The organism is Thermomonas mangrovi (assembly GCF_028201335.1).
Lineage (GTDB): Bacteria > Pseudomonadota > Gammaproteobacteria > Xanthomonadales > Xanthomonadaceae > Thermomonas > Thermomonas mangrovi.
This window is the reverse complement of record NZ_JAPEVV010000011.1, coordinates 1-16,399: the sequence shown is the minus strand read 5'-3', so window position 1 is coordinate 16,399 and position 16,399 is coordinate 1. Positions and strand designations below refer to the sequence as shown.

At 66.8% G+C, this 16,399-nt stretch carries 13 protein-coding genes and 1 tRNA gene; all 14 read right to left on the bottom strand.

What is annotated here, in order from left to right; all coding sequences use genetic code 11:
* Positions 1-118 (bottom strand): GTP-binding protein (locus ON759_RS13725; protein ID WP_155914192.1); only part of this gene is annotated, 118 nt, incomplete at its 3' end.
* Between the two features lie 65 nt (positions 119-183).
* Positions 184-2,307 carry an elongation factor G gene (gene fusA, locus ON759_RS13720; protein WP_271680961.1) on the bottom strand — a complete coding sequence of 708 codons (2,124 nt, stop codon included), beginning with the start codon at positions 2,305-2,307 and terminating at the stop codon, positions 184-186.
* A gap of 161 nt (positions 2,308-2,468) precedes the next feature.
* The gene (gene rpsG / locus ON759_RS13715) at positions 2,469-2,936 is read right to left on the bottom strand and encodes a 30S ribosomal protein S7 (protein ID WP_271680960.1); all 468 of its coding nucleotides are present in this window, start codon (positions 2,934-2,936) and stop codon (positions 2,469-2,471) included.
* Positions 2,937-2,988: 52 nt separating this feature from the next.
* Complete coding sequence (gene rpsL, locus ON759_RS13710) at positions 2,989-3,363, bottom strand: 30S ribosomal protein S12 (RefSeq protein ID WP_137835416.1); 375 nt, start codon at positions 3,361-3,363, stop codon at positions 2,989-2,991.
* A 323-nt stretch (positions 3,364-3,686) separates the two neighbouring features.
* On the bottom strand, positions 3,687-7,886 hold the full coding sequence (rpoC, locus tag ON759_RS13705) for a DNA-directed RNA polymerase subunit beta' (RefSeq protein ID WP_271680959.1): 4,200 nt from the start codon (positions 7,884-7,886) through the stop codon (positions 3,687-3,689).
* A gap of 71 nt (positions 7,887-7,957) precedes the next feature.
* On the bottom strand, positions 7,958-12,121 hold the full coding sequence (gene rpoB / locus ON759_RS13700) for a DNA-directed RNA polymerase subunit beta (protein ID WP_271680958.1): 4,164 nt from the start codon (positions 12,119-12,121) through the stop codon (positions 7,958-7,960).
* Positions 12,122-12,384: 263 nt separating this feature from the next.
* A complete protein-coding gene (gene rplL / locus ON759_RS13695) occupies positions 12,385-12,753 on the bottom strand; it encodes a 50S ribosomal protein L7/L12 (RefSeq protein WP_271680957.1) in 369 nt (122 codons plus the stop codon).
* A gap of 59 nt (positions 12,754-12,812) precedes the next feature.
* Positions 12,813-13,343 (bottom strand): 50S ribosomal protein L10, encoded by a 531-nt coding sequence (gene rplJ, locus ON759_RS13690; protein ID WP_271680956.1) that lies wholly within the window; start codon positions 13,341-13,343, stop codon positions 12,813-12,815.
* Between the two features lie 347 nt (positions 13,344-13,690).
* A complete protein-coding gene (rplA, locus tag ON759_RS13685) occupies positions 13,691-14,389 on the bottom strand; it encodes a 50S ribosomal protein L1 (RefSeq protein WP_271680955.1) in 699 nt (232 codons plus the stop codon).
* Between the two features lie 4 nt (positions 14,390-14,393).
* Positions 14,394-14,822, bottom strand: coding sequence for a 50S ribosomal protein L11 (rplK, locus tag ON759_RS13680; protein ID WP_271680954.1), 429 nt, complete (start codon positions 14,820-14,822; stop codon positions 14,394-14,396).
* A gap of 205 nt (positions 14,823-15,027) precedes the next feature.
* On the bottom strand, positions 15,028-15,603 hold the full coding sequence (gene nusG, locus ON759_RS13675; protein ID WP_271680953.1) for a transcription termination/antitermination protein NusG: 576 nt from the start codon (positions 15,601-15,603) through the stop codon (positions 15,028-15,030).
* Between the two features lie 11 nt (positions 15,604-15,614).
* Positions 15,615-15,995, bottom strand: coding sequence for a preprotein translocase subunit SecE (gene secE / locus ON759_RS13670; protein ID WP_271680952.1), 381 nt, complete (start codon positions 15,993-15,995; stop codon positions 15,615-15,617).
* Positions 15,996-16,043: 48 nt separating this feature from the next.
* Positions 16,044-16,119 (bottom strand) — tRNA-Trp (locus ON759_RS13665).
* Between the two features lie 118 nt (positions 16,120-16,237).
* On the bottom strand, positions 16,238-16,399 hold a 162-nt coding region (locus tag ON759_RS13660; RefSeq protein WP_486679369.1), incomplete at its 5' end, for an EF-Tu C-terminal domain-related protein.

Sequence of the window (16,399 nt, the reverse complement as noted above, 5' to 3'; positions counted from 1 at the left end):
AACGCTCCGCGCCCACCTTCGTCAGCGCCGCCGTCAGCGTCGTCTTGCCGTGGTCCACGTGACCAATCGTGCCCACGTTCACGTGGGGCTTGGTGCGCTCGAACTTACCCTTTGCCATGTTGGTTCACCTTGCTAGTCGTGTGTGTGGTCCGCGCCGCCGTGGCGGCGCGGGAACGGGATGGATCAGGCCTTCTTGATCACCGCCTCGGCGATGTTGTTGGGCGCTTCCTCGTAATGGTCGAATTCCATCGTGAAGGTAGCGCGACCCTGCGACATCGAACGCAGCGAGGTGGCGTAGCCGAACATCTCGCCCAGCGGGATCATCGCGTTGATGATCTTGCCCGACGGGCTGTCGTCCTGGCCTTGCAGCACGCCGCGGCGGCGGCTCACGTCGCCCATCACGTCGCCCAGGTAGTCCTCGGGGCTGACGATCTCGACCTTCATGATCGGCTCCAGCAGGACCGGATCGGCCTTGCGGAAGCCTTCCTTGAACGCCATCGACGAGGCGAGCTTGAACGCCATTTCCGACGAGTCGACGTCGTGGTACGAGCCGAACACCAGCTTGACCTTGACGCCGACCACCGGGAAGCCGGCCAGCGGGCCGCTGGTGATGGTCTCGCGCATGCCCTTCTCGACCGCCGGGATGAATTCCTTCGGGATGACGCCGCCGGTGATCTCGTTGAGGAACAGGAAATCGTCCTTGACGTCCGGGTTGGCGCGGTCCTCGGCGGTCATCGGCGACAGCTCGATGACGACGTGGCCGTACTGGCCCTTGCCGCCCGACTGCTTGGCGTGCTTGTAGTCGCTCTTGACGTCCGACTTGCGGATCGTCTCGCGATAGGCCACCTGCGGCTTGCCGACGTTCGCCTCGACGTTGAACTCGCGCTTCATGCGGTCGACGATGATGTCGAGGTGCAGCTCGCCCATGCCGGAGATGATGGTCTGGCCGGATTCCTCGTCGGTCCGCACGCGGAACGAGGGATCTTCCTGCGCCAGGCGCGACAGCGCCATGCCCATCTTCTCCTGGTCGGACTTGGTCTTCGGCTCGACCGCCATCGAGATCACCGGATCCGGGAACGCCATGCGCTCCAGCACGATCGGCGCGTCCTGCGCGCACAGGGTGTCGCCGGTGGTGACGTCCTTCAGGCCCACCGCCGCGGCGATGTCGCCGGCCAGCACTTCCTTGATCTCGTCGCGCTGGTTGGAGTGCATCTGCAGGATGCGGCCGATGCGCTCGCGCTTGCCCTTGACCGAGTTCAGCACCTGGTCGCCGGCGTTCAGGGTGCCGGAGTAGACGCGGAAGAAGGTCAGCGAGCCCACGAACGGGTCGGTCATGATCTTGAACGCCAGCGCCGAGAACGGGGCCTTGTCGCTGGACTCGCGAGTCAGCTCCTTGGACTCGTCGTCGACGTCGACGCCGCGCACCGCCGGCACGTCGACCGGCGACGGCAGCAGGTTGATCACGCCGTCGAGCATGGCCTGCACGCCCTTGTTCTTGAACGCCGAGCCGCAGAACATCGGCACGATCTCGGTGGCCAGGGTGCGCTGGCGCAGGCCGGCGATGACCTCGGCCTCGGACAGGTCGCCGTCGTTGAGGTACTTGTCCATCAGCTCTTCGCTGGCCTCGGCGGCGGACTCGACCATGAACGCACGGTCGGCCTCGGCGCGCGCCTGCAGCTCGGCCGGGATGTCGCGGTACTCGAAGTTCAGGCCCTGCGAGGCGACGTCCCAATGGATCGCCTTCATCTTCAGCAGGTCGATCACGCCCTCGAAGCCGTCCTCGGCGCCGATCGGCACCTGCATCGGCACGGCCACGGCGCCCAGGCGCGACTTCAGCTGGTCGCGGACCTTGTCGAAGTTGGCGCCGGTGCGGTCCATCTTGTTGACGAACGCGATGCGCGGGACCTTGTACTTGTTGGCCTGGCGCCACACAGTCTCGGACTGCGGCTGCACGCCGCCCACGGCGCACAGGACGAACACCGCGCCGTCGAGCACGCGCAGCGAGCGCTCGACTTCGATGGTGAAGTCGACGTGCCCGGGGGTGTCGATGATGTTGAAGCGGTGCTCCGGCAGCGACTTGTCCATCCCCTTCCAGAACGCGGTGGTCGCCGCGGAGGTGATGGTGATGCCGCGCTCCTGCTCCTGCTCCATCCAGTCCATGGTCGCGGCGCCGTCGTGCACTTCACCGATCTTGTGGCTCTTGCCGGTGTAGAACAGGATGCGCTCGGACGTGGTGGTCTTGCCGGCATCGATGTGGGCCATGATGCCGAAGTTGCGGTAACGCTCGATGGGAGTGGTACGGGCCACGGTGAGTCTCTCGTTGTGTCCGCCGAAACGGAGTGGGAATCGTGTTCCGGGATTCCGGATGGCCGATGGCCGCCTTGCGGCGGCCGTCGGTCGTGGGCAGGCGAACCTGCGTGGCGCTTGTCGCGTGCGCCTGCGGGCGCAACGGGCCCGCGCCGACAGTCTTACCAGCGGTAGTGCGCGAACGCCTTGTTGGCTTCCGCCATGCGGTGGGTTTCCTCGCGCTTCTTGATCGCGCCGCCGCGGTTCTCGGAGGCGTCGAGCAGCTCGCCGGCGAGCTTGCGCGGCATGCTGTTCTCGCCGCGCTTGCGGGCGGACTCGATCAGCCAGCGCATCGCCAGCGCCATGCGACGGGAGGAACGCACCTCGACCGGCACCTGGTAGGTCGCGCCGCCGACGCGGCGGGACTTGACCTCGACCGACGGGGACACGTTGCCCAGCGCCTTCTCGACCAGCTCGAGCGCATTCGGGTTCTTCTCGCCGATCACTTCCATCGCGCCATACACGATCTTCTCGGCGACCGACTTCTTGCCGCTCTGCATGACCATGTTGATGAAGCGGGCGATGGTTTCGCTTCCGTGCTTCGGATCCGGCAGCACCGAGCGCTGCGGAGTATTGCCTTTACGGGACATATTCGATAACCCCTAACAGAATCTGTTCGTGGACGCGTCGCAGGGCGCGCGATCAGGACTTCGGACGCTTGGCGCCGTACTTGGAGCGGCTCTGGCGGCGCTTGGCGACGCCGGCGGCGTCCAGCGAGCCGCGCACGGTGTGGTAGCGCACGCCCGGCAGGTCCTTGACGCGGCCGCCGCGGATCAGCACCACGCTGTGCTCCTGCAGGTTGTGGCCTTCGCCGCCGATGTACGAAATCACTTCGTACCCATTGGTCAGGCGCACCTTGGCGACCTTGCGAAGGGCCGAGTTCGGCTTCTTCGGGGTGGTGGTGTACACGCGGGTGCACACGCCGCGGCGCTGCGGGCAGTTGGCGAGGGCCGGCGAGGCGCTCTTGTAGGTTTCCGGGCTGCGCGGCTTGCGCACGAGCTGGTTGATCGTTGCCATTTCGGGGCTCAATTGGCGGGCCTGGGGCCCATTCGGAGACGAAGCCGGCCGGATTGATGGCAATCCGGCCGACTGAGAAAAAAAAGTATAGCCCGCGTCGGACCTTTCGGTCAAACGAGGCCATACCGACAGCCTCGGCGGAGCATGTCCGCCGTGGCCAATCTGCGATCCCGCCCGTCCTGGGCCCAACACGAGGCGCTCCCTGCGACCTCATTTGGTGATCTGGATGGCGCGAGGCCATCGAAAGCGGCGGGAGTATACCCGCCGCGGTGCCGCTTTGCCAGCTTGGCCGCCCGCGGGCGACCAGTACCATGCGCTGGCGCTTACTCTTCGGTGGCAGCCTCGACCGCGTCCGCGGCCGGCTCGCCGGCCAGGGTCGCCATCTCGGCCTCGGTCAGGCCCGACGCGTTCTTGCGGCGCTGGCTGTGGTACGCCAGGCCGGTGCCGGCCGGGATCAGGCGGCCGACGATCACGTTCTCCTTGAGGCCGCGCAGGGTGTCGCGGGTGCCGCGCACCGCGGCCTCCGTCAGCACGCGGGTGGTCTCCTGGAACGAAGCCGACGAGATGAACGACTCGGTCGCCAGCGAAGCCTTGGTGATGCCTAGCAGCACCGGCTCCACCTTCGCCAGGATCTCGCCCTTCTTCGACAGGCGCTCGTTCTCCTCGACCGCGCGCTGGCGCTCGACCTGCTCGCCGGCGAGGAACTTGCTGTCGCCGCCGTCCACGACCTCGACCTTGCGCAGCATCTGGCGAATGATCACCTCGATGTGCTTGTCGTTGATCTTGACGCCCTGCAGGCGGTAGACGTCCTGGATTTCCTTCACCAGGTACGCGGCCAGCTCCTCGACGCCCTTCAGGCGCAGGATGTCCTGCGGGGTCGGCTCGCCGTCCACCACGGTCTCGCCCTTCTCCACGTGCTCGCCTTCGAACACGATGATCTGGCGGTACTTCGGGATCAGCTCCTCGTGCTCGGAACCATCGGTGTGCTTGATGATCAGGCGCTGCTTGCCCTTGGTGTCCTTGCCGAAGCTGACGATGCCGGAGATCTCGGCGAGGATCGCCGGGTCCTTCGGCTTGCGCGCCTCGAACAGGTCGGCGACGCGCGGCAGGCCGCCGGTGATGTCGCGGGTCTTCGACGCTTCCTGCGGGATCTTGGCGACCACGTCGCCCACGCCCACGGCGGCGCCGTGCTGCAGGTTGACGATCGAGCGCGGCGGCAGCAGGTACTGCGCCGGCAGGTCGGTGCCCGGGATGGTCAGGTCCTTGCCGTCCTTGTCGACGATGCGCACCAGCGGACGCAGGTCCTTGGCTTGCGCGCCGCGGCGCTTCGGGTCGGTGATCTCGCGCGAGGCCAGTCCGGTGAGCTCGTCGGTCTTCTCGATGACGGTGACGCCGTCGACGAAGTCGATGAAGCGCATGAAGCCGGCGACTTCGGACACGATCGGGTGGTTGTGCGGATCCCAGTTCGCGACGGTCTGCCCGGCCTTGACCTCGCCGCCGTCGGCGACCTGGATCATGGCGCCGTACGGCAGCTTGTAGCGCTCGCGCTCGCGGCCGTGGTTGTCGAGCACCGACAGCTCGCCGGAGCGCGACACCGCCACCAGGTGGCCGGCCGCGTGCTTGGCGAACTTGAGGTTGTTGAACTTCACCGAGCCGGTGGTCTTGACGGTGACGTTGTCGATCGCCGCCGCACGCGACGCCGCGCCGCCGATGTGGAAGGTCCGCATCGTCAGCTGGGTGCCGGGCTCGCCGATCGACTGCGCGGCGACCACGCCCACGGCCTCGCCGTGGTTGACCAGGTGGCCGCGGCCCAGGTCGCGGCCGTAGCAGTTGGCGCACACGCCGAACGGCGCCTGGCAGGTGATGGTGCTGCGCACCTTGATCGCCTGCACGCCGGCATCCTCGAGGCGCTGCACCCACTGCTCGTCGAGCAGGGTGTTGCGGGTGACGAACGGATCCTCGTCATTGCCAGGCAGGTACACGTCCTCGGCCACGATGCGGCCCAGCACGCGGTCGCGCAACGGCTCCACGACGTCGCCGCCTTCCACGATCGGGGTCATGGTCAGGCCGGCCAGCGTGCCGCAATCGGACTCGGTGATCACCACGTCCTGCGCCACGTCCACCAGGCGGCGGGTCAGGTAACCGGAGTTCGCGGTCTTCAGCGCGGTGTCCGCCAGGCCCTTGCGGGCGCCGTGGGTCGAGATGAAGTACTGCTGGACGTTCAGGCCCTCGCGGAAGTTCGAGGTGATCGGGGTCTCGATGATCGAGCCGTCCGGCTTGGCCATCAGGCCGCGCATGCCCGCCAGCTGGCGGATCTGCGCCTGCGAACCACGCGCGCCGGAGTCGGCCATGATGTAGATCGAGTTCATCGACTTCTGGTCGACGGTCTCGCCCTTGGCGTTGACCACCTTCTCGGTGCCGATGGTGTCCATCATCGCCTTGGCCACGCGCTCGTTGGTGCGCGACCAGATGTCGACCACCTTGTTGTAGCGCTCGCCGGCGGTGACCAGGCCCGACTGGTACTGCTGCTGGATCTCCAGCACCTCGGCTTCGGCCTCGTCGAGGATCGACTTCTTCTCGGCCGGGATGGTCATGTCGTCGATGCCGATCGACACGCCCGCGCGGGTCGCGTAGGCGAAGCCGGTGTACATCAGCTTGTCGGCGAACACCACCGTGTCCTTGAGGCCCAGCATGCGGTAGCAGCTGTTGATCAGGCGGCTGATGTTCTTCTTGGTCAGCTCGACGTTGGCCAGCGCGAACGGCAGGCCCTCTGGCAGGATCTCGCGCAGCAGGGCGCGGCCGACCGTGGTGTCCACGATCGAAGTCTGCTTGCTGCGGCTGCCGTCCTCGGCGACCACGGTTTCGCTGATCCGCACCTTGCACTTGGCGTGCAGCTGGACCACGCGGTTGTCGTAGGCGCGCTTCACTTCGGCGATGTTGGCGAACACCATGCCCTCGCCCGCCTTGTTCTCCAGCGCGCGCGACATGTAGTACAGGCCCAGCACCACGTCCTGCGACGGCACGATGATCGGCTCGCCGTTGGCCGGCGACAGGATGTTGTTGGACGCCATCATCAGCGCGCGCGCTTCCAGCTGGGCTTCCAGCGACAGCGGCACGTGGACGGCCATCTGGTCACCGTCGAAGTCCGCGTTGAACGCGGTGCAGACCAGCGGATGCAGCTGGATCGCCTTGCCCTCGATCAGCACCGGCTCGAACGCCTGGATGCCGAGGCGGTGCAGGGTCGGGGCGCGGTTCAGCAGCACCGGGTGCTCGCGGATGACCTCCTCGAGGATGTCCCACACCTCCGCCTCTTCGCGCTCGACCAGCTTCTTGGCCGCCTTGATGGTGGTGGCCAGGCCACGGCGCTGCAGCTTGGCGAAGATGAAGGGCTTGAACAGCTCGAGCGCCATCTTCTTCGGCAGGCCGCACTGGTGCAGCTTCAGGTACGGGCCGACCACGATGACCGAACGGCCGGAGTAGTCGACGCGCTTGCCCAGCAGGTTCTGGCGGAAGCGGCCCTGCTTACCCTTGATCATGTCGGCCAGCGACTTCAGCGGGCGCTTGTTGGTGCCGGTGATCGCGCGGCCGCGGCGGCCATTGTCCATCAGCGCGTCCACCGACTCCTGCAGCATGCGCTTCTCGTTGCGCACGATGATGTCGGGCGCGTTGAGCTCCAGCAGGCGGCGCAGGCGGTTGTTGCGGTTGATGACGCGGCGGTACAGATCATTCAGATCCGAGGTCGCGAAGCGGCCGCCGTCCAGCGGGACCAGCGGGCGCAGGTCCGGCGGCAGCACCGGCAGGACGGTCATGACCATCCATTCCGGGCGGTTGCCGGACTCGATGAAGGCCTCGATCAGCTTGATCCGCTTGGTCAGGCGCTTGAGCTTCGTCTCGCTGTTGGTGGAGGCGATCTCCTCCTTCAACTGCAGCATCTCGCTCTGCAGGTCGATGGTGCGCAGCAGGTCGTAGACCGCCTCGGCGCCCATCGCGGCGTCGAAGTCGTCGCCATGCTCCTGGCGCGCCTGCATGAACTGCTCTTCGTTGAGCAGGCTGCCGCGCTCCATCGGGGTCAGCCCCGGCTCGGTCACGACGTACGCCTCGAAGTACAGGATGCGCTCGATGTCGCGCAGGGTCATGTCCAGCATCAGGCCGATGCGCGACGGCAGCGACTTGAGGAACCAGATGTGCGCGACCGGCGAGGCCAGGTCGATGTGGCCCATGCGCTCGCGGCGCACCTTGGCCAGGGTCACCTCGGTGCCGCACTTCTCGCAGACCACGCCGCGGTGCTTCATGCGCTTGTACTTGCCGCACAGGCACTCGTAGTCCTTGATCGGGCCGAAGATGGCGGCGCAGAACAGGCCGTCGCGCTCCGGCTTGAAGGTGCGGTAGTTGATCGTCTCGGGCTTCTTCACCTCGCCGTACGACCACGAGCGGATCAGGTCCGGACTGGCCAGGCCGATCTTGATCGCGTCGAAGTCCAGGGACTGGCGCTGCTGGTTGAAGAGGTTCAGCAAATCTTTCATTGGGATTCTCCGGGTCGGGGGCAATGGGTCCTGCGTCGCGGCGCGGCGTCACCGCCGCGCCATCGCGGGACTCAGTGCTCCTCGAGTTCCATGTTGATGGCCAGGCTGCGGATTTCCTTCACCAGCACGTTGAAGGACTCCGGCATGCCCGCGACCATCTCGTGCTCGCCGTCGACGATGTTCTTGTACATCTGGTTGCGGCCCTGCACGTCGTCGGACTTCACCGTCAGCATTTCCTGGAGGGTGTAGGCCGCGCCGTAGGCTTCCAGCGCCCAGACTTCCATCTCGCCGAAGCGCTGGCCGCCGAACTGCGCCTTGCCGCCCAGCGGCTGCTGGGTGACGAGCGAGTACGGGCCGGTCGAGCGCGCGTGCATCTTGTCGTCGACCAGGTGGTTCAGCTTCAGCATGTGCATGTAGCCGACGGTGACCGGGCGCTCGAACGCCTCGCCGGTGCGGCCGTCGAACAGCACGGTCTGGCCGGACAACGGCAGGTCGGCGAGCTCGAGCATCTTCTTGATCTCGGCCTCGGCCGCGCCGTCGAACACCGGGGTGGCCATCGGCACGCCGTCGGTCAGGTTGCCGGCCAGCTTCAGCAGCTCGGCGTCGCTGAACTGCGACAGGTCGACGCGCTCGGCATGCGACTTGCGGTCGTGGTTGTAGATCTCGTCGAGGAACTTGCGCAGCTCGGACACCTTGGCCTGCGCATCCAGCATGCGCTGGATCTTCTGGCCCAGGCCCTTGGCCGCCCAGCCCAGGTGCACCTCGAGGATCTGGCCGATGTTCATTCGGCTCGGCACGCCCAGCGGGTTGAGCACGATGTCGATCGTCTCGCCGTTGGCGGCGTACGGCATGTCCTCGACCGGCACGATGTTCGAGATCACGCCCTTGTTGCCGTGGCGGCCGGCCATCTTGTCGCCCGGCTGCACGCGGCGCTTCACCGCCAGGAACACCTTGACCATCTTCAGCACGCCCGGGGCGAGGTCGTCGCCCTGGGTGATCTTGCCGCGCTTGTCGTCGAAGCGGCGGTCGAACTCCTTGCGGTGGGCGTCGAGCTGTTTGCCGGCGCGCTCGATCGCGTCGTTCGCGTCGTCGTCCTTCATCCGCAGCTGCAGCCAGTCCGAACGCTTCAGGCCATCGAGCACCAGCGAGGACACGGTGTCGCCCTTCTTCACGCCCGGACCGCCGTTAGCGACCTTGCCCAGCAGCTGCTCGCGCAGGCGCGCGTAGATCGCGCCCTCGAGGATGCGGAACTGGTCGTCGAAGTCCTTCTTGACGCGCTTGATCTCGGATTCCTCGATCAGGCGGGCGCGCTTGTCCTTCTCGATGCCGTCGCGGGTAAACACCTGCACGTCGATGACGGTGCCGTCCATGCCCGGGGGCACGCGCAGCGAGCTGTCCTTCACGTCCGAGGCCTTCTCGCCGAAGATCGCGCGCAGCAGCTTCTCTTCCGGGGTCAGCTGGCTCTCGCCCTTCGGCGTGACCTTGCCGACCAGGATGTCGCCGGCGCGGACCTCGGCGCCGATGTACACCACGCCGGACTCGTCGAGGCGGTTCAGCGCCTGCTCGGAGACGTTCGGGATGTCGGCCGAGATCTCCTCCGGCCCCAGCTTGGTGTCGCGGGCGACGCAGGTCAGTTCCTCGATGTGGATCGTGGTGTAGCGATCCTCCTCGACCACGCGCTCGGAGAGCAGGATCGAGTCCTCGAAGTTGTAGCCGTTCCACGGCATGAACGCGACCAGCATGTTCTGGCCCAGGGCCAGCTCGCCGATGTCGGTGGACGGGCCGTCGGCCAGCACGTCGCCGCGCGCGATCACGTCGCCCACGTTCACCAGCGGGCGGTTGTTGATGCAGGTGTTCTGGTTGCTGCGGGTGTACTTGATCAGGGTGTAGATGTCGACGCCGGCATCGTGCTCGCCGGAGATCTCGGACTCGTTGACCTTGACCACGATGCGGCCCGCGTCGACCTGCTCGATCACGCCGCCGCGGCGGGCGTTCACGGTCACGCCCGAGTCGCGCGCGACCGCGCGCTCGATGCCGGTGCCGACCAGCGGCTTCTGCGAGCGCAGCGTCGGCACGGCCTGGCGCTGCATGTTCGCGCCCATCAGCGCGCGGTTGGCGTCGTCGTGCTCCAGGAACGGCACCAGCGCCGCCGCGACCGACACGGTCTGCATCGGCGAGACGTCCATGAAGTGGATCTCGCTCGGCGGCTTCAGCAGGTTCTCGCCCTGGTAGCGGCAGGCCACGAACTGCGCGGTGATGTGGCCCTTGCCGTCGCGCTGGGCGTTGGCCTGCGCGATCACGTACTCGTTCTCCTCGATCGCCGACAGGTACTCGACGTCGTCGGTCACGCGGCCGTCCACCACCTTGCGGTACGGGGTCTCGAGGAACCCGTAGCGGTTGGTGCGGGCGAACACCGCCAGCGAGTTGATCAGGCCGATGTTCGGGCCTTCCGGCGTCTCGATGGTGCACACGCGGCCGTAGTGGGTCGGGTGCACGTCGCGCACCTCGAAGCCGGCGCGCTCGCGGGTCAGGCCGCCCGGGCCGAGCGCGGAGACGCGGCGCTTGTGGGTGACCTCGGACAGCGGGTTGTTCTGGTCCATGAACTGCGACAGCTGCGAGGAGCCGAAGAACTCCTTGATCGCGGCGGCCACCGGCTTGGCGTTGATCAGCTCCTGCGGGGTCAGGCCCTCCGACTCCGCCATCGACAGGCGCTCCTTGACCGCGCGCTCGACGCGGACCAGGCCCACGCGGAACACGTTCTCGGCCATCTCGCCGACCGAACGCACGCGGCGGTTGCCCAGGTGGTCGATGTCGTCCACGGTGCCGCGGCCGTTGCGGATCTCGCACAGCACGCGGATCACGTCGAGGATGTCGGAACCCTGGCCGCACTCGTTGCGCAGGCGGGCGGACTCCTCGTCCTTGCGCTCGGCGAAGTAGCGCGCGTCGTACAGCACCGGCGCACCGGTGACTTCCTTGCGGCCGATGCGGCGGTTGAACTTCATCCGGCCCACGCCCGAGAGGTCGTAGCGCTCGAAGGTGAAGAACAGGTTGTGGAACAGGTTCTGCGCGGCGTCCTTGGTCGGCGGCTCGCCCGGGCGCATCATGCGGTAGATCTCGACCAGCGCCTCCAGCTGGGTGCGCGTGTTGTCGATCCGCAGGGTGTTGGACAGGTAGGCGCCGCGGTCGAGGTCGTTCACCCACAGGGTGCCGACGCTGGCGATGCCGGCCTTGCGCAGCTTGCCGAGGATGTCGTCGTTGATCTCGTCGTTCGCGGTGGCCAGCAGTTCGCCGGTCTTCGGGTCCACGACGTCGTGCGAGAGGATGCGGCCGGCGATGTAGCTGTCCGGCACGGCCAGCGCGGACACGCCGGCGGCCTCGAGCTGCTTCACGTGGCGCGCGGTGATGCGCTTGCCCGCCTCGACGATGACCTTGTCGCCGTCGGCGAGGTCGAAGTCCAGGGTCTCGCCGCGCAGGCGCTCGGGCACCAGCTCGAGTTGCACGCCTTCCTGCTCGATGTGGAAGGTGTTGATGTCGAAGAACTCGTTCAGCATCTCCTCGTTGGTGTAGCCCAACGCGCGCAGGAGGACGCTGACCGGCAGCTTGCGGCGGCGGTCGATGCGGGTGAACAGCGCGTCCTTCGGGTCGAACTCGAAGTCCAGCCAGGAGCCGCGGTAGGGGATCACGCGGGCCGAGAACAGCAGCTTGCCCGAGCTGTGGGTCTTGCCGCGGTCGTGGTCGAAGAACACGCCCGGCGAGCGGTGCAGCTGGGAGACGATGACGCGCTCGGTGCCGTTGACGATGAAGGTGCCGTTGTCGGTCATGAGCGGGATCTCGCCCATGTAGACCTCCTGCTCCTTCACGTACTTGATCGCCTTTGTCGACGACTCGCGGTCGTAGATCACCAGGCGCACGGTCACCCGCAGCGGGGCGCCGTAGGACAGCCCGCGGGTGCGGCACTCGCGCTCGTCGAAGGCCGGCTCGCCGAGCTTGTAGCCGACGTACTCCAGCGCGGCGTTGCCGCTGTAGCTGCTGATCGGGAACACCGACTTGAGCGCGGCATGCAGGCCCTTGTCCTCGCGCTTGGCGCCGTCGACGTGCTCCTGCAGGAACTCGCGGTAGGAATCGACCTGGATGGCGAGCAGGAACGGCACCTCGAGGATCGAACGGCTCTTGCCGAAGTCCTTGCGGATGCGCTTCTTCTCGGTGAAGGAATACTGGGTGGTGGCGTTGGTCATGGAGCGTGCGCCTCGTCTCGCTGTCGGCCGCCGTCGCGGCCTACGGGGGATCCTGGAACTGGCAGTGGGAAGTCGCTGGTATTGCCGGCACCAGCACGCCTTCTCTTGCTACTTCCGACTGCCAACTCGGTGTGGACTGCGTGTGTTTCTGCTTGCCGGGACCCGCCGTGGCGGGCGCCCGTTACAACGGCCAAAGGCCGGGGGCTCTCGCCCCCAGCCTTCAGTGGTCGCCAGCGTGTGCTGCCAGGCGACGCAACAGCGTCTTACTTGACTTCGACGGTCGCGCCAGCGGCCTCGAGGTCCTTCTTCATCTTCTCGGCGTCTTCCTTCGACACGCCTTCCTTCACGGTGCCGCCGGCCTCGGTGAGGTCCTTGGCTTCCTTCAGGCCCAGGCCGGTGATGGCGCGGACGGCCTTGATCACCTCGACCTTCTTGTCGCCGGCCGACTTCAGGATGACGTTGAACTCGGTCTGCTCCTCGACGGCAGCGGCCGGGCCGGCAGCGGCGACGGCCATGACCGGGGCGGCGGCGGAGACGCCGAACTTCTCTTCGATGGCCTTCACCAGCTCCATCACTTCCATCAGCGACTTGGCGGCGATGGCGTCGACGATTTGCTCGTTGGACAGGGACATTTCAATTACCTCTGGAAAATGTGTGTTGAATGGGGAACGTTGCGTTGATCGCGCGTCGATCAGGCTTCGGCGGCCGCTTCTTCGGCCGGCGCGGCGTCGCCGCCACCCTGCTTGTCGGCGACGGCCTTGACCGCGCGGGCGAACATCGCCGCCGGTTCGGCCAGCACGCGGGCCAGCATGCCGAGCGCCTGCTCGAGCGTCGGCAGCGAGGCCAGCACTTCGACGTGCGCGGGGCCGTACTGCTGGCCTTCGACGACGACGAGCTTCGGTTGCAGCTTGTCGTTGCCCTTGGCGAACTCCTTGATCAGGCGACCGGCGGCGCCGGGCTCCTCGGTCGAGAACGCATACAGGAGGGGACCGACCATCGCGTCCTTGGCGACTGCGAAATCGGTGCCTTCCACGGCGCGCGCGGCCAGCGTGTTCTTGACGACTTTCAAGTACACGCCGGTCTCGCGGGCCTTCTTGCGCATCGCGGTCATCTGCTCGACCGTGGTGCCTGCGTACTCGGCTGCGATCAGGGAGTGCGCCTTGGCGGCCACTTCGGCCACTTCGGCGACAACGTTCTGTTTCTGGGACAGATTGAGAGCCATTTCACTCCTCCAATTGAACTCCGCCCGCGGCTCCAGCCGCTGGCGGTCCTGGGCGGCACCGTTCCTTGGTGCCGGGGATGCCGGGCATCCCGGTGCTGGCCATCCAGAGGTGTTGAATCAACATTCCAGAAGGGCATCACCATCTACGCAGGCCCGATCCATCGAAGGATGCGGATTAAGCGACCCCGCCTTCGGCAACGGCGATTCCATGCCATGTGAGCATCCCTGCCCGTCGTTGCCTTGCGCAGACCGCACCTGCGGTCTTTGACGGCTTCCGCATCGGTCGCCCGATGCGGGGCCTTCAAAATTCGTGCGCCGTGCCGCCTGCGCGGCCCGGCCTGAATCGATTACTTCAGCGTCAGCGAGGACTGGTCCACGGTCACGCCGGGGCCCATGGTCGAGCTGAGCGAGATCTTCTGCAGGTAGGTGCCCTTCGAGGTCGCCGGCTTGGCCTTGATCAGGTCCAGCAGCAGGGCCTGCAGGTTGCCCTTCAGCGCGTCGTTCTCGAAGTTGGCCTTGCCGATCGTGCAGTGGATGATGCCGGCCTTGTCGGTGCGGTAGCGCACCTGGCCCGCCTTGGCGTTCTTCACCGCCTCGGCCGGGTTCGGCGACACGGTGCCGACCTTCGGGTTCGGCATCAGGCCACGCGGGCCCAGCACCTGGCCGAGCTTGCCCACGACGCGCATCGCGTCCGGGGTCGCGATGACCACGTCGTAGTTCAGGTCGCCGGCGATCATCTTCTCCGCCAGGTCGTCCATGCCGACCACGTCGGCGCCGGCAGCCAGGGCCTCGTCGGCCTTGGCGCCCGCCGGGCAGAACACGGCCACGCGGACCGACTTGCCGGTGCCGGCCGGCAGCACGGTGGAACCGCGCACCTGCTGGTCGGACTTCTTGGCATCCACGCCGAGGCGCACGGCCACGTCGATAGCCTCGACGAACTTGGCCTTGCTGTTGTCCTTCAGGATCTTCAGGGCGTCATCGATCGCGTACGCCTTGCCCGGCTGGGTGGCGGCGAGGATCGCCTTCTGTCGCTTGTTGAGTGCCATCGTCTTAACCCTCCACCACCAGGCCCATGGAACGGGCAGAGCCCGCGATCGTCCGCACCGCCGCGTCCAGGTCGGCCGCGGTCAGGTCGGGTTCCTTCGCCTTGGCGATGTCCTCGAGCTGCTGGCGGGTGACCTTGCCCACCTTGTCGGTGTTCGGGCGCTTGGAGCCGGAGGTGATGCCCACGGCCTTCTTCAGCAGGATCGACGCCGGCGGCGTCTTGGTGATGAAGGTGAAGGTACGGTCGGAGTAGGCCGTGATGACCACCGGGATCGGCAGGCCGGGCTCCAGCTTCTGCGTGGCGGCATTGAACGCCTTGCAGAACTCCATGATGTTCAGGCCGCGCTGGCCGAGGGCGGGACCCACCGGCGGCGACGGATTGGCCTGGCCGGCCTTCACCTGCAACTTGATGTAACCAACGACTTTCTTTGCCATTGCTCTTGTCTCCGGGTGCAAGCGTCCGCGTGCGGACTCCCCATCGGACCGGGATCACTGGGTCTGGAGCGGCCGCGTCCCGGCGTCGCGTCGCTCGAATTCGCTCGTGACGACGGCCGCGCGTGGCGGCCGGTCGTCTCCGGATCCCCGAAGGGAGCCAGGCATGATAGCAGGTTTTTGGAGCCGCCTCGCAGGCGACCGCGGATCAGGCCTTCTCGACCTGCCCGAACTCCAGCTCGACCGGGGTCGACCGGCCGAAGATCAGCACGGCCACGCGCAGGCGGCTCTTGTCGTAGTTGATTTCCTCGACCACGCCGTTGAAGTCGTTGAACGGGCCGTCGACCACGCGGACCATCTGGCCCGGCTCGAACAGCACCTTCGGCTTCGGCTTCTCGACGCCATCCTGCACGCGCTGGAGGATGGCGTCCGCCTCGCGGTCCTGGATCGGCAGCGGGCGGTCGGCGGTGCCGCCGATGAAGCCCATGACCTTGGGAGTTTCCTTGACCAGGTGCCAGGACTCGTTGTCGATGCGCGGGATGCCGTCCTCGACATGGGTCGCGATCTGCACCAGCACGTAGCCCGGGAAGAACTTGCGCTCGGAGCGGCGCTTCTGGCCGGCGCGCATCTCGATCACTTCCTCGGTCGGCACCAGCACCTCGCCGAAGCGGTCCTGCATGCCCATGCGCGCGATGCGGTCGCGCAACGCCTGCGCCACCGACTTCTCGAAGCCGGAATAGGCATGCACCACGTACCAGCGGGTCTGGGTCTCTGGATTGCTCACCGCGTCCTCCATCAGTTGCCGAGCAGCGCCTTGATGCCCAGCTGGATGACCCAGTCGAAGGCGGCGAGGATGAGGCTGATCACGATCACCGCGGCCACCACCACCCACATGGTCCGGGTCGTCTCCTGGCGCGTCGGCCAGACGACCTTGCGCAGCTCGAAGCGGGACTCGGACAGGAATTCGCGGGTCTCGACGCCCTTGGCAGTCGCCATGAACACGACCACCCCAAGCACCAGGCCCACCAGCAGCACCAGCACGCGCGCCACCGTCGGCCACTGGCCGTCGAACCAGTAGAACGCCACCAGCCCGCCCACGGCGAGCAGCAATGCCAAGGCGTACTTCGCGATGTCCCCGCCGGAGGCGGACTGGTCGTGCAGCGGCTTGCTGGTCAAAACGTCATCTCTCTGCGCGGCGCGCACCCTTGGGCACGCATCCGGATGTGGCACGCCAGGAGGGACTCGAACCCCCAACCTGCGGTTTTGGAGACCGCTGCTCTGCCAATTGAGCTACTGGCGTATCGAAGTTGTCGCTCGCACCCAAAGAGTGCGGTTTCCTGAAAAGGCAATGGCGGCTTGCGCCGCCTGCCTTCACCCCAGCCCGTTCCCGGAGGCGGGAACGGGGGAAACGCAGGGGCTTACTTGAGGATCTTGGCGACGACGCCGGCGCCGACGGTGCGGCCGCCCTCGCGGATCGCGAAGCGCAGGCCCTCGTCCATCGCCACCGGGTTGATCAGCTGCACCGTCATCTTCACGTTGTCGCCCGGCATCACCATCTCGGTGCCCTCCGGCAGCGTCAC